The sequence below is a fragment of the Leucobacter chinensis genome, from assembly GCF_019049105.1.
GTDB classification, from domain to species: domain Bacteria; phylum Actinomycetota; class Actinomycetes; order Actinomycetales; family Microbacteriaceae; genus Leucobacter_A; species Leucobacter_A chinensis.
Genome location: NZ_JAHQZR010000006.1, coordinates 302723 through 315719, shown reverse-complemented (window position 1 = coordinate 315719; position 12997 = coordinate 302723). Strand labels below are relative to the sequence as shown.

At 63.9% G+C, this 12997-nt stretch carries 12 protein-coding genes; 3 read left to right on the top strand and 9 right to left on the bottom strand.

Annotated features, from left to right (window positions below; all coding sequences use genetic code 11):
- Nucleotides 1-5: 5 nt before the first annotated feature.
- Complete coding sequence (locus KTJ78_RS08650; protein ID WP_217134624.1) at nt 6-1565, bottom strand: carboxyl transferase domain-containing protein; 1560 nt, start codon at nt 1563-1565, stop codon at nt 6-8.
- A 226-nt stretch (nt 1566-1791) separates the two neighbouring features.
- Between KTJ78_RS08650 and KTJ78_RS08645 the strand changes: the two genes are divergently transcribed.
- Nucleotides 1792-2289: a YbaK/EbsC family protein gene (locus KTJ78_RS08645; RefSeq protein ID WP_217134622.1), complete on the top strand. Its 498-nt coding sequence runs from the start codon at nt 1792-1794 to the stop codon at nt 2287-2289.
- A 330-nt stretch (nt 2290-2619) separates the two neighbouring features.
- On the opposite strand, the gene KTJ78_RS08640 is transcribed toward KTJ78_RS08645, so the two are convergent.
- From KTJ78_RS08640 to KTJ78_RS08615, 6 genes are all read right to left on the bottom strand, one after another.
- A complete protein-coding gene (locus KTJ78_RS08640; RefSeq protein ID WP_217134620.1) occupies nt 2620-4008 on the bottom strand; it encodes a dipeptidase in 1389 nt (462 codons plus the stop codon).
- 72 nt (nt 4009-4080) lie between these two features.
- The gene (locus KTJ78_RS08635; protein WP_217134618.1) at nt 4081-5139 is read right to left on the bottom strand and encodes an LOG family protein; all 1059 of its coding nucleotides are present in this window, start codon (nt 5137-5139) and stop codon (nt 4081-4083) included.
- A gap of 34 nt (nt 5140-5173) precedes the next feature.
- A complete protein-coding gene (locus KTJ78_RS08630; RefSeq protein ID WP_254259500.1) occupies nt 5174-6415 on the bottom strand; it encodes an MFS transporter in 1242 nt (413 codons plus the stop codon).
- Nucleotides 6412-7956 carry a carboxylesterase/lipase family protein gene (locus KTJ78_RS08625; protein ID WP_217134617.1) on the bottom strand — a complete coding sequence of 515 codons (1545 nt, stop codon included), beginning with the start codon at nt 7954-7956 and terminating at the stop codon, nt 6412-6414. Before KTJ78_RS08625 ends, KTJ78_RS08630 begins: the two co-directional genes overlap by 4 nt.
- Before the next feature lie 93 nt (nt 7957-8049).
- Entirely contained in the window at nt 8050-8808 is a 759-nt protein-coding gene (locus KTJ78_RS08620) for a MerR family transcriptional regulator (protein WP_217134615.1), read from the bottom strand.
- Between the two features lie 88 nt (nt 8809-8896).
- Nucleotides 8897-9568, bottom strand: a complete 672-nt coding sequence (locus tag KTJ78_RS08615) for a FadR/GntR family transcriptional regulator (RefSeq protein ID WP_217134613.1) — start codon at nt 9566-9568, stop codon at nt 8897-8899.
- A gap of 191 nt (nt 9569-9759) precedes the next feature.
- Between KTJ78_RS08615 and KTJ78_RS08610 the strand changes: the two genes are divergently transcribed.
- The gene (locus KTJ78_RS08610) at nt 9760-10584 is read left to right on the top strand and encodes an ABC transporter ATP-binding protein (RefSeq protein ID WP_217134611.1); all 825 of its coding nucleotides are present in this window, start codon (nt 9760-9762) and stop codon (nt 10582-10584) included.
- The gene (locus KTJ78_RS08605; RefSeq protein ID WP_217134609.1) at nt 10581-11111 is read left to right on the top strand and encodes a GNAT family N-acetyltransferase; all 531 of its coding nucleotides are present in this window, start codon (nt 10581-10583) and stop codon (nt 11109-11111) included. Before KTJ78_RS08610 ends, KTJ78_RS08605 begins: the two co-directional genes overlap by 4 nt.
- 60 nt (nt 11112-11171) lie before the next feature.
- Here KTJ78_RS08605 and KTJ78_RS08600 read toward each other — a convergent pair whose 3' ends face one another.
- A complete protein-coding gene (locus KTJ78_RS08600; RefSeq protein ID WP_217134607.1) occupies nt 11172-11963 on the bottom strand; it encodes an iron ABC transporter ATP-binding protein in 792 nt (263 codons plus the stop codon).
- Nucleotides 11963-12991, bottom strand: a complete 1029-nt coding sequence (locus KTJ78_RS08595; RefSeq protein WP_217134605.1) for an iron chelate uptake ABC transporter family permease subunit — start codon at nt 12989-12991, stop codon at nt 11963-11965. Before KTJ78_RS08595 ends, KTJ78_RS08600 begins: the two co-directional genes overlap by 1 nt.
- Between the last annotated feature and the right edge of the window lie 6 nt (nt 12992-12997).

The window sequence follows — 12997 nt, the reverse complement described above, 5'->3', positions numbered from 1 at the left end:
GGCGGTCACATCCTAAAGAGGCCGAAGCGGGGCTCTGGCAGCGGGGTTCGCGAGACGACGTCGAGCGCCATGCCGAGCACGTCGCGTGTCTCATCGGGGTCGAGTATGCCGTCATCCCACAGCCTCGCCGTGGCATAGTACGGCTCGCCCTGCGTCTCGTACTGCTCGCGCACGGGCCGCTCGAACTCAGCGCGTTCTTCGGGACTCCAACGCTCGCCCCGCGCCTGCAACTGGTCTTCTTTGACGGTCGAGAGCACCTGGGCAGCCTGCGATCCGCCCATCACCGAGATGCGGCTCGCGGGCCATGACCAGAGGAACCTTGGTGAGTAGGCTCGGCCGCACATCGAGTAGTTGCCGGCGCCGAACGATCCGCCAATAATGATCGTGAGCTTCGGCACGCGCGTTGTCGCGACCGCCGTCACCATCTTCGCGCCGTGCTTGGCGATACCACCCGCCTCAGCGTCTTTGCCCACCATGAAGCCCGTGATGTTCTGCAGAAAGAGCAGCGGAATGCCCCGCTGATCGCACAGCTCAATAAAGTGAGCCCCCTTGAGTGCCGACTCGGCGAACAGCACGCCGTTATTGGCCACGATGCCCACCGGATGTCCGTGGATCGCGGCAAACGTCGTCACCAGCGTCTCGCCGTACTCCCGTTTAAACTCGCTCACGCTGCCCGCGTCAACGAGTCGCGAGATCACCTCGCGCACGTCGTACGGTTCGTTCACGTCGACCGGAACAACGCTCGTGAGATTCCCGTCGACCGCCGGGGCTTTCGGCTGCTGCACCGCCCAGGCCGGGCTCGGCGCATCGGGCAGCGTGCGCACCATGTCACGCAGAATCTCGAGCGCATGCTCGTCGTTATCGGCGAGGTGATCGACCACACCAGAGACGCGCGCGTGCAACTCGCCGCCGCCGAGCTCTTCGGCCGAAACCTGCTCGCCAATCGCGGCCTTCACGAGAGGCGGGCCGCCAAGAAAAATGGTGCCCTGCTCCCTCACAATGACCGTCTCGTCACTCATCGCCGGGACATAGGCCCCGCCCGCCGTGCACGAGCCGAGCACGGCCGCAAGCTGCGGAATACCCTCGGCCGACATGCGTGCCTGGTTGAAGAAGATCCGGCCGAAGTGCTCGCGGTCAGGAAACACCTCATCTTGCATGGGCAAAAAAGCGCCGCCCGAATCGACCAGGTAGAGGCACGGCAACCGATTCTCGAGCGCGATCTCCTGCGCCCTGAGGTGTTTCTTGACCGTCATCGGGAAGTAGGTGCCGCCCTTCACCGTGGCGTCGTTACACACGACCATCACCTGGCGGCCGTGCACGAGCCCGATGCCCGTGATCACCCCGGCGGCCGGCGCTTCACCCCCGTATAGCCCCTCGGCGGCAAGCGGAGCAACCTCAAGAAATGGGCTTCCCTCGTCGAGCAGCCTCGCAACCCTGTCCCTCGGCAACAGTTTGCCTCGCCCGAGGTGCCGTTCTCGCGAACGCTCGGGCCCGCCAAGTGCGACCTCATCGAGTCGTTCGCGCAGTGCTTGAGCCAGGGATGCTTGGGTTACAGCTGCCTTCATATGCTTGTCTCCATCGACAGTGCGGGGTGCTTTAGGGGTGGTAAAGCCTCGGTGCCAAGACCCGCAGAACGCGGGCCCTAACGAGTTCAGCCGTGGGTGGTGGCGAACACTCTCACCGTAACAAATGATGCTGTGGAGGCGCTAGGGGTGCTCGTTACCACCTCGCAGAACCGTTTAGGATAGCTAACACCAAGCAACCGACATCTTCACACAGGAGTGATCAATAGTGAGCACCGCACACGTTCAAGACTTCCTCACGCAGCGAGGCTGGTCAGGCACCATTCTCGAGTTCGCCGAGTCGAGCGCGACCGTCGAACTTGCGGCAGAAAAGGTCGGCACCGATCCGCAGCGGATCGCAAAAACGCTCGGGTTCTATGACCCCTCTGAGCCAGAGGCCGCGGTACTCGTGGTCGCAGCTGGCGACGCGAAGGTGAACGGGGGCATGTTTAAGCGAGCCTTCGGGGGCAAGCCCCGCATGCTGAAGGCCGACGACGTGCTGCCCCTAACCGGGCACCCAATCGGCGGGGTGTGCCCCTTCGCGACCGCGTCGGGGGCACGCATCTTTCTCGATGAGTCGCTGCGCCGGTTCAGCTCGGTGTACCCCGCGGCTGGAACGGCGACCTCTGCCGTCGAGATGGGGCTCGACGAGCTCGAGCAGCTCTCGGGGGCCGAGGGCTGGGTCGATGTGGCGAAGGGCTGGCGCGACGAGGCTGAGGAGGCCTAGGGCTTCAAACTTCGGGGCCTCCGGGGCTTTCGTGACATTCGGGGCCTTCGAAGCCTTCGGGCGGTGCCTGCCTGGTTTTCGTGGCTGCGCGGCAAATTGTTTGCAATTTCTACCCGTTTTCGCCTGATTTTGCCGCGAAAGTGCAAACAATTTCGCGGATCAAGGCTGAGTGCGCGCCATTCGCGGATCAAGGCTGGTTGTGAGCAGGACCGGGCGGCAGGGGCAGGCACAGGGACAGGGTGCGAGGGTAAGAGCTGGGGCGAAGCCACACCGGCCCCGCTCCCGCACCCTGCCCTGCCCTGCCCTGCCGGCAGCCTTGCGTGCTAAGCCCTAGAGCGTGCGCTCATTGAGGCGCGCCATGAAGAGCGCCTCGGTGAGGGTCGCGTTGCGCAGCACGCCGAGGTGCTGTGACTCGTTCGGGCTGTGCGCGCGAGTATCGGGATCTTCGACGCCCGTCACGAGAATCTGCGCGCCGGGAAACTCTTCGACGAGCTCGGCGATGAAGGGAATCGATCCGCCAATGCCCGTGTCAACGGGTTCGACGCCCCAGGCGTCGGCCATGGCCTGGCGCATCGTTTCGGCGCCCCAGCCGCTCGTATCGACGAGGAAGGGCTGGCCGTTGTCGGTGTCTTCGAACGAGACGTGCGCACCAAACGGGGCGTTTGCGAGCAGGTGCCGCTGGATCGCCTCAGCAGCCTCGGCCGCGTCTTGCCCCGGAGCAACGCGGCCCGAGAGGCGCACGAGCACGCTCGGCACGAGGGTGTTCGAGGCGTTCGCGATCGAGGGAGCGTCGATGCCTGTGAGCGAGATCGAAGGCTTCGCCCAGATGCGGCTGAGCACTTTGCCGGTGCCGACCGGGGTGACCCCGTCGAGCAGAGCGGCGTCACGGCGTAGCTCATCTTCTGAGAAGTCGGGTACATCAAGGTCGGCCTCGGTGAGACCTTCGACGGCGACCGCGCCCTCGTCGTCCCAGAGCGTAGCAAAGAGCTTCATCGCGGCCATCATCGCGTCGGGAACGGCTCCACCAAACATGCCCGAGTGCGAGGCGTGGGCGAGCGTTTCAACACGAACGTTGAAGGCCGCGGCGCCGCGCAAGGCGACCGTGAGGGCGGGCGTCTCGGTGTCCCAGTTGTCTGAGTCGGCGACGATGATGGCGTCGGCCGTAAGCAGGTCTTTGTTCTCGCGCAAGAAATTGCCGAACGACTTCGAGGCCCACTCTTCTTCGCCCTCGATGAACATGGCGATGCCGAGGTCGAAGTCGTCGCCCGCGGTCTCTGCGAGCGCGCGAATGGCGGCAACGTGCGAGATCACGCCGGCCTTATCGTCTGAGGCGCCGCGCGCGTAGAGGCGATCGCCCTTGCGAGTCGGCTCGAAGGGAGGGGTCTCCCACTTCTCGTCGTCGCCGGGAGGCTGCACGTCATGGTGCGCGTAGAGCAGCACGGTCGGCTTGCCATTCTTTGCGGGACGGTGCGCGACGATTGCGGGCTTGCCCCACACCTCGGTGTCGCCCTCGCGAGCACGGCGCACGTCGACGGTCTCGAATACGCCGGTCTCGCGCAGCATCTCGGCAACCGCCGCAGCGCTCTCGTCAAGGTGCTTGGGGTCGAAGGCCGGCCAAGACACCGAGGGAATGCGAACGAGCGCTTCGAGCTCGCTCACCGTCTGCTCAAAATCGCGGTCGACAATCGCCGAGAGCTTCTTGGTGAGGTCATCGGTCATGGGCAGTCTCTCCTTCGTAAAACCGTGCCGATTGCGGCACCTGAATCGTGGTCTGTGGTTCGCTTGCGCGGCTTATTGGCTGGGCTTCGCAGCACGCTGAGGCGCACTCTCGAGCGCGTTCAGCGCCCGAATGATGCGGTGCAGCTCGCCGATGCGGCGCTGGGCCGGCGTGAACACGAGCCGCGGCGCCTCTGGCACGTCGTTGTCGCGCACCTCTGCGGGCCTCGCGGTCGTCTTCTCGAAGCTGCCATCGGCGATGAGGTGGGCAAACTGCTCGTTGAGCGAGGCAACCTCTTCGTCAGTGGGTTCGGCCCGCAGTCGCAACACGAGTTCTGTGCCGAACCAGCGCAGCGAATCGTAGTTGCGCCAAAAGCCGGTGATCTCGTCGGCAGCGGCATCGGCGTCGCTCGTGATGAGCACCCGGTCAAGGTCATTGGGCGAAATCATGCCGGCCGCGTCAAGCTCTTGTTCGATGTAGGTCTTGAAGCGTGACCAGAACGTACCGTCGGGGTGGTCGACAAGCACGATGGGCACGGGAATCATCTTGCCGGTTTGCTGCAGGGTGAGCAGTTCGAACAGCTCGTCCATGGTGCCGAAGCCGCCGGGCAGACACACGAAGCCCCGTGACTCCTTCACAAGCATGAGTTTGCGGGTAAAGAAGTACTTCATCGAGACCTGACGGTCATCGGCAGCAATGACCATGTTGGGCGATTCCTCGAAGGGCAGCCTGATCGAGACGCCGAGGGCGTGCTGCTCACCAGCACCGTGCGAAGCCGCCTCCATGATGCCGGGACCGGCTCCCGTCACGACAAACCAGTCGTGCTCGGCCATTTTCGTGGCCACCTCTTCAGCGAGCAACCACAGCGGATCTTCACGCTGGGTACGAGCCGACCCAAAAATCGTCACCTTATGCTCGCCACGATGCGGCGCGAAAAGCCTGAAGGCATTTCGCATCTCCTCAACCGCTGCCGAGGTGATCTTGAGGTTCAAGCGATCGGCGCCGTCTTCACCGAGGCCAATGCCCGTGCTCACAATGCTGCGAATGAGCGCCTGGTTTTCGGTGATGCCCGCAACCTCAATGAGCTCGTCAATCTTCTGTTGTACTGCTTCGTTCTCTGGCGTCTGGCTCATGCGCCAAGCCTACCAACTGACGCTTCATTCTCTCCTAGCGTTCGTGTACGTAGCGAGGCACCCAGCGCACAAAGCCCAGCACCCCCGCGAGGGCAATCACACCGATCGCACCGGTCGCCACCGAGATGCTACTTGCCGCGACGAGGGCTGAAAAGAGCACGGGAGTCGCGGCCGATCCGCCATCAGTAATCGTGTGCCACGCACCCAGGAACGGGCCGGGAGACCTCTGAGGCGCGAGGTCGGCGCCGATGGTCATGAGAATGCCACTCGAGAGCCCGTTGCCCACGCCAACGAGCATCGAGCAGGCGGTGAACCAGGTCGCAGCGCCCCCGGCGTCGTGCGTGGCCGAGAGCACCGCGAAACCCACCCCCATGGTGACGAGGGCGGGCACGGCGGCCCAGAGTCTGCCGTACCGGTCCATAACCTGGCCCGAGAGGTAAAAGAGCCCGAAATCGAGCGCGCCTGAGACTCCGACCACGACGAGAATCGTGCTGCCCTGCAGCCCGATTGATTCGCCCCAGAGCGGTAACACGACCTGACGTGCTGCCCGCACCGCGGCCATGCAGGCGGCCGCGCTCCCGAGCCTCGCGAGCACCTCACGGTGATCGGCTATCGTGCGAAAGACGCCGGGACGAGCCGCCTCGAGCCGCTGGGCAGGAGCGGAGGGAACGCCGGGACCGGCCGCAGCGAGGGGCCGCCCCTCGGGGTCGGGACCGAGCGCGACGAGCAGCACCGTTGCGGCGAGCGCCACGAGAAACCACCAGCAGACGGCTCGGTTCGTTCCAAGGAGGGAAATCGCCGCGGCACCAATGAAGGGCCCCACGAACACCCCAAAGCGGTACACCCCGCCAAGCATCGAAAGGGCCCTTGCCCGATGCGTCACGGGAACATTCGTGGTCATGAAAGCATGGCGGGCGATACTGAAGGCGGCTGCGCACACCCCTACCCAGAACACGGCGAGCATGAAGAGGGCGAGCGAGGGCGACAAGGCCATGCCGAGCACGCCAAGGCTCGCGAGTGAGCCAGAAATGACCATCGTCGCCCGTTCGCCGCGCCTCGCCACGAGCCACCCTGCCGGCAAATTGCCAACGAAGTGACCGACAACAAGAGCGGCGGCCGCGAGCGCCGCCGTCGCGAGGCTCGCGCCGAGCTCGATGGCAATGAGCGGGATAACCGGCACCACCGCACCCTCGCCCATCGAGAAGAGGGCTGAGGGGCCGTAAATCATGGGCGCGTACCGACGCAAGAACCCCTTCGAGTCGTCATGCCCCGTCATGAGAATGAGAGTACGCCGTCGCCCCAGCCGTCACGCAGCGAAGCATCGAGATCGTGCTCGACCCGGTCGAGGCGGTCAATGATGAGGCTTGCACGCTCTGCTTCGTCGTACCGAGGCCAGACCGGGCCAGTTTCAGTCTCAGGGTTCGGGTCTTTGCCGTGCGCGAAGGCTGCCCAGCGACCGCTCATGCGCGCAGAGATGCTGCGGGAGGTGCGCTTGCCACCGAGCGCAAGAATGAGTTCGCTCGAGGGTGCGTCGAGGGTGCGCCACACGTAGGCCAGCTCGGTCGCGTGAGCCGCGCCGAGCCCAAGGGCGACGAGCAGCGGCGTCGCGTAGTCAAAGCGGTATAGCCAGCTCGGTGCGATACGGGAGTGCCCCTCGATGATCCACAGGGCAGGCAATCTGAAGCCGATGTCGCGCGCGATGCCAACGCCGAGCGTTTGCAGCCGCATGCCCTCAGTGATCTCTTGCAACTCGTCGATCGAGGGCACGGGGCGGTCTGGGTGCGCCTGCTGCACGCCCTCGAGCATCTGCTCGATACTCTCGCGGGAGATAGGGAGCAACGGGGTGCGCATGAAGCGAAATGGGGCCGCCTCGTCGTGGTTCGTGCCGATAATGAGCGGCACGGGCAGGCCCCGGCCTGCGTGCAGAGCCTCTGCCGGTGACTCGGGAACCAGCTCGCCATCAATGACGGGAACGAAGGCGAGGGTGCCAGGAACCTCGCTCGGAATGCGGTCGTGAATGTCGTTTGCGACGCGCAGCACCTCGTCGACGGGCACGTCGCGCAGCTCGGCCGCGTCTCTCGCTGAGATGCCGAGCGCCGTGAGGAGCCTCCGCGAGATCTGAAAGGCGCGGTCGGGGCCGTACACGCTCGACGCGGGAGCCGACTGAGCAATGGCGCGGTGAAAGAGGCCCTCGGCGCTCGGCACCGCGAGCAGTGTCGTGACAATCGCTCCCCCGGCCGATTCGCCAAAGAGCGTGACCCGGTCTGGGTCACCGCCAAAGGCCGCGATGTTGCGCTTGACCCACTCAAGGGCGAGCATGACATCTCGCAGCGCGAGGTTCGCGTCGAAATCGCCAGGCTCACCGCAGCGGGTGAGGTCGAGAAACCCGAAGGGGCCGAGCCGGTAGTTGAGACTCACAACGATGACGTCGCCCGCTGCCGCGAGGTGCGCACCCTCATACTCCTGCTGGTTCGAGGCGCCAAACATGTAGGCGCCGCCGTGCACCCACACCATGACCGGCAACGCTTCGGCACCGGGTCTCTCACGTGGCGCCCAAACATTGAGGGCGAGACAGTCTGGCCCCATCAGGATGTCATCGGGCAACGTCACCATGATGCTCGGCAGTTGCGGGCACACCGGCGCGTACTCGAAGCACTCGACCTCGCCTGGGTCGTCGGCTTTGGCAACCGGAGCCCGCCAACTCAGCTGGCCCACGGGAGGTTCTGCATATCTGATGCCACGCCACACCGTTGCGTCGCCATCGCGCGTTCCCACGAAGGTTCCTGCCGGGGCCTTCGCCTCGTGCCGCTCAATCATCGAGTCACTCCGTTCCCGCGACCCCTCGGCCACGCGCCGCTTGCGGTTCTATCGTATGCGTGCGGGCGGGCCGAGGGCTAGGGTGCCACGCGCTTATGCAAGACCGCCCCGCACGTGCTCAGCGAGAGCATCTCGCACGAACGCTGCGCCCTCGGCACCACCATAATTTGCTGCGAAACGCTCATCACACACGTACAGTTCACCGAGCCCCTCGATGTATGACTTCGCGGCCCCAGCCGACTGCATCGGGGTGCCCGGCACCGATCGGAGCCAGGCGACGTGACGTTGCGCAAGCGCCTGCCCCACAGTGCCGCTGGGCTTTTCTCCCGCTTCGAAGGCGGCTCGCCAATCGGCATTCAGTGTTTCGACCTGGGCCTGCCACGAGTGTCTGTTGGCATCAGAGAGTCCAGACCACCACGCTTCGCTTGCTGCCGCAGCCTTCGCGCCCCAGCGCTGCTCGACCTCGTCACGATACTCTGCGTGATCAAATCCTTCAAACATGGTCTCTGCCATGAGTTCTTCCTTCCCTTCGAGCGCCTGAAGGGTGTGTTGCACCCCGGCGATCTGCTGCGCGATGCGGTCGTGTTGCTCGGTGAGCAGGGTGAGGTGCATCGCAAGCGCCTCACGTTCTTCGAGGTCACTTGCAATAACGCGCCCGATCGCATCGAGCGCCATGCCAAGATCACGCAGCAGCATGATGCGTTGCAGGGTGCGCAGCTCGACCTCGCCGTAATACCGATAGCCGTTTGGCCCGATGCGCAACGGCTGCAGCAGCCCAATCTCGTCGTAGTGACGCAGGGTGCGGCTCGTTGTGCCGGCAAGCTTCGCGATTTCTTGTATTGACCATTCCATGATGATCACTGTAAAGCTTGACGTTACGTCAAGGTCAAGCAGGGTGTGGATCGCGCCGCGCGAAAGCCCAAGAGGCTACATTTTCAAGCTACTGCCAGACCTCGCGACGCAGCACCTCAAGGTGGTCGCGGCTCACGCGTGCTGCCCCCTCGGGGTCTGATTCGGCGATGCGCTCGGTGACGCGCTGGTGCCGCTCGTGGTCGAGCTCAGTATCAAAGTCAACGGTCATGCGCAGCATCTCGATCATCGAGCCACGCAGGCGCGGCACGAAGGCATCGAACATTTCGAGCAATACCGGGTTGTCGGCCGCGAGCACGACCGCCCGGTGAAATTCCATGTCGGCGTCGACATACGCCTCAAGCTCGTCAATCTCGGGGTGGCGGTGGTTGAGCGCCTGGTGAATGACCGCGAGCGCCTCGGGGCTTCTGCGAGCCGCCGCAAGCGAGGCCGCCTCGCACTCGATCGCGATGCGAGCTTCGATGACCGCGATCACGTCGGCCCTCGCGAGCACCTCGGTGAGTTCGTCTTGCGTTTCGAGCGCGGTCACGTATACGCCAGAGCCCTGCCTGCTTTGCACAAGCCCCTTGCCCGCGAGTTGACGAATCGCCTCGCGAACCGTCGAGCGCCCAACGCCAAGTTCTGGAGCGAGGGTGGTCTCGCCCGGCAGACGCTCACCGACCTGCCACTCGCCGGCCCGAATGCGCTCTTCGAGGAGCGCTGCCGCCCGGTCTGCGAGTGATGCGCGGGGCATCTGTGTCATGGGGCACCACCTTGCTGTCGATGTGTGTCGCGCCAGCTCAGGCGAGCAGCGTCACCATTATTATCGCCCACCGAGCTGCGCGACCACGGGCGACTCTCCCGTGAGCCTCGTGAGCGGGGTGATCCACACGGTGATTCGCGCGCTCCAGCCACACATTTCGCACTTGTCTGAGGAGTTGTTAGGCTTGCTTCATGATTCAAGCCCAGGCCACCCCCACGACCGAAGCGGTGCTCACCCTCACCGATCTTGCCTTCGTACGCAATGCACGCGACATCTTGAGCGACATTAACCTCACGATTCGTGCCGGCGAACACTGGGCACTCATCGGCGCAAATGGTGCCGGCAAAAGCACCATTCTCAGCATGTGCGGGGCGAACGAACACCCGACTCGCGGCACCGTGCACGTGCTCGGCCAGCAGCTCGGCCGAGTCGACATGCGTGAGTTGCGCCGCAGCATCGGCCACGTGAACCCCAGGCACCCGCTCACCTCATCGCTCACGATCGAGCAGGTCGTGCTCACCGGGGCGACCGGCACCATCGAGTGGGTTCCCCGCTGGCATCCCGAAGCCGAGACAGTCGAACGCGCCCGCGAACTCATCGCGCTCCTGGGGCTCGAAGGCAAAGAGCATGCGACCTGGCCCACCATGTCTCAGGGCGAGCGCGGTCGTGCACTCATCGCGAGGTCACTCCTTTCGAACCCCAGCCTGCTGCTACTCGACGAGCCCTCGACGGGCCTCGACGTTGCAGCACGCGAACAGTACCTGACGACGCTTGACGAGTTGCACCGTTCGCGCCCTGAGCTCGCAACCGTACTCGTCACACACCACCTCGAAGAGCTCCCCGAATCGACCACGCACGCGGCGCTGATTACCGACGGCCGCATCAGTGCGCAGGGGCCCGTCACCGAGGTGCTCACAACACAACTCGTGACCGAGTGCTTTGCCTACCCAATCGCCATTTCGTACCACGATGGGCGCTGGCAGGCACGGGCAGCGGCCGGTACCATGAGCAAGTGAACGAAGTAACCAACACCCGCGATGAGTTGCGCTTCAGGCGCATGCGTGACCACGAAATCGAGGCGGTGCGCGAGCTGTGTCTCGACGCCTATCTTGGCGACTATTCGTGGATCGACGAGACCTATGCCGCCGACATCGCCGATGTCGAGTCACGAGCCGAGAATCACCAGGTGTGGGTGTGCGAGGAACGCGAGACCGGACAGTTGCTCGGCACCGTCACGACAGGCAACCCTGGCGAGTCGATCACCGGGCTTGCCGCCGAGGGTGAATTCGACCTACGGCTGCTCGCGGTGCGACAGTCTGCACGAAAACGCGGGATCGGCGAATACCTCATGACCTCGACGGTCGCACTTGCGCGCTCGCGTGGCGCAAACGCAGTTTTGCTGAACACGGGCCCCGAGATGCGCGGCGCGATTGCCCTCTACGAACGGCTTGGGTTCACGAGGCTCAGCGAGCGCGATGAAGAGGTGTTTCGCAGCGATGGCAGCTCGTTCACCCTGCTCACGTACCGGCTCCCGCTCGACTAGCCGCTCGGGCCGCAGACTAGGCCGATCCGCTGCCCACTTTCCAGCGCTCCTTCGCCGGTTCTAGGCCTCCGGGTGGCGGTAGTAGATCGCGACCCGTTTGCCGTGGTGTTCGACGACCTCAACCGGGGTTTCAAACACACGCTCAAGCACCTCGGGGGTGATGATTTCTTCGGGCGTTCCACTCGCAACGACGCGCCCCTCGGCAAGAGCGATAATACGGTCGGCGTAGGCCGCGGCAAAGTTCACGTCGTGAATCACGAGCACGACGGTCTTGCCGAGCGCGTCAGCGGCCGCTCGAACCTGCCCCATCATGCCGACTGCATGCCGCATGTCAAGGCCCGTGAGCGGCTCGTCGAGCAGCACGTAGTCGGTGTCTTGCGCGAGCACCATCGCGACAAACGCTCGCTGGCGCTGGCCGCCCGAGAGCTCGTCGATAAAGCGATCTTCCATGCCCGCGAGGTCAAGAAAGGCGATCGCCGCGTGAATTGCCCGTTGGTCGGTCTCGGTGAGCCGGCCCGCAGAGTGCGGGAAGCGGCCGAAGGTCACGAGCTGCTGCACCGTGAGGCGCGCCATGAAATGGTTCTCCTGCTTCAAGATCGAGACGACCTTCGCGAGCTCTTTCGACTTCGTGTGACGCACGTCAAGGCCACCGACCGTCACCCGCCCACTGTCGGCGTCGAGCAAGCGACCAATGATCGTGAGCATCGTCGACTTGCCGGCGCCGTTCGGGCCGATCAAGGCGGTCACACCGCCATGCTCGATTGTCAGGTCGATGGGCCCGAGAACGTGCCTGCCGTCATAGTTCTTCGAGATTCCACGAAGTTCGATTCCGGTCGCAGTCGCTGCATTCATCAACGCATTCCTTTTCGCAACAAGACGATCAAGAAGAGCAGACCGCCGATAAATTCAATGATGACGGTGACGAGGCCAGCCGCCGAAAAGATGTGACGCAGAACAAAGGTAGCGCCCAGAAGCGTCACGAGTGCGATGCCAATCGCGAGGGGCAAAATATGCCCGTGGGTGTCGCCCTTCGCGAACTGATACGCGAGGGTTGCGACGAGAAACCCGTAGAAGGTCATGGGGCCGACCATCGTGGCCGAGACTGAAACCAGCACCGCGATGAGCACGAGTGTCGTCACGACCTCACGCTGGTATCGCACGCCCAAGCCAACCGATACGTCACGACCGAGCGCAACGACATCGAAGGTGCGGCGTCGTGACCAGAAGTAGGCAAGAATGCCAAAAACAATGACGGCGGCAATGGGAAGGTAATCAGTGTTGCCCTTGCTGATGCTGCCGAACAGCCGTGCGCTCAGCACATCGAACTCGCTCGGCGTGAGCATTCGCTGCATAAAGGTCGAGATCGATCCAAAGCCGATGCCAAGCACAATGCCAACGAGCAGCAGAAGGTGCAGGTTCGCGTTTTTCCCCGAGAAGAGCCAGCCGTAGAGCACGGTCGCAAAGGCGACCATGAGTGCGCTTTGCGCAATGATCTTCGGTATTCCCTCCATGCTCGACGCCGAGGTGCCGAAGAAAAACACGAGGAGCGTCTGGCTGAGCACGTAGAGGGCATCGAAGCCAAGAATTGATGGGGTCAAGATACGGTTCGAGGTGACCGTGTGAAACATGACGGTAGCGACGGCTTGAGCCACCGCGACCAGCGCGATCGTTCCGAGTGACCCGAGGCGGGTTTGCACGATGACCCAGAAACCGGGCTGACCGAAAGGAACGGGGTTGCCGTAGACAACGATGCCAATGGCAAAAAGGGCCGCCGCCAGATAGACGATGGTGAGTGGCAGCGCCCTTCGCCACCACGGTAATGACGCTTCTGCGCTCTCTGGGAGATCACCAGAGCTCGCAAGTCGCACAATACTGGTCATGAGACC

Excerpts from the sequence above, each read along its gene's own strand:
- KTJ78_RS08595 (WP_217134605.1), bottom strand. The coding sequence starts at position 12,991 with ATGACCAGTATTGTGCGACTTGCGAGCTCTGGTGATCTCCCAGAGAGC.
- KTJ78_RS08600 (WP_217134607.1), bottom strand. The coding sequence starts at position 11,963 with ATGAATGCAGCGACTGCGACCGGAATCGAACTTCGTGGAATCTCGAAG.
- KTJ78_RS08630 (WP_254259500.1), bottom strand. The coding sequence starts at position 6,415 with ATGACGGGGCATGACGACTCGAAGGGGTTCTTGCGTCGGTACGCGCCC.
- KTJ78_RS08610 (WP_217134611.1), top strand. The coding sequence starts at position 9,760 with ATGATTCAAGCCCAGGCCACCCCCACGACCGAAGCGGTGCTCACCCTC.
- KTJ78_RS08615 (WP_217134613.1), bottom strand. The coding sequence starts at position 9,568 with ATGACACAGATGCCCCGCGCATCACTCGCAGACCGGGCGGCAGCGCTC.
- KTJ78_RS08640 (WP_217134620.1), bottom strand. The coding sequence starts at position 4,008 with ATGACCGATGACCTCACCAAGAAGCTCTCGGCGATTGTCGACCGCGAT.
- KTJ78_RS08635 (WP_217134618.1), bottom strand. The coding sequence starts at position 5,139 with ATGAGCCAGACGCCAGAGAACGAAGCAGTACAACAGAAGATTGACGAG.
- KTJ78_RS08625 (WP_217134617.1), bottom strand. The coding sequence starts at position 7,956 with ATGATTGAGCGGCACGAGGCGAAGGCCCCGGCAGGAACCTTCGTGGGA.
- KTJ78_RS08650 (WP_217134624.1), bottom strand. The coding sequence starts at position 1,565 with ATGAAGGCAGCTGTAACCCAAGCATCCCTGGCTCAAGCACTGCGCGAA.
- KTJ78_RS08620 (WP_217134615.1), bottom strand. The coding sequence starts at position 8,808 with ATGGAATGGTCAATACAAGAAATCGCGAAGCTTGCCGGCACAACGAGC.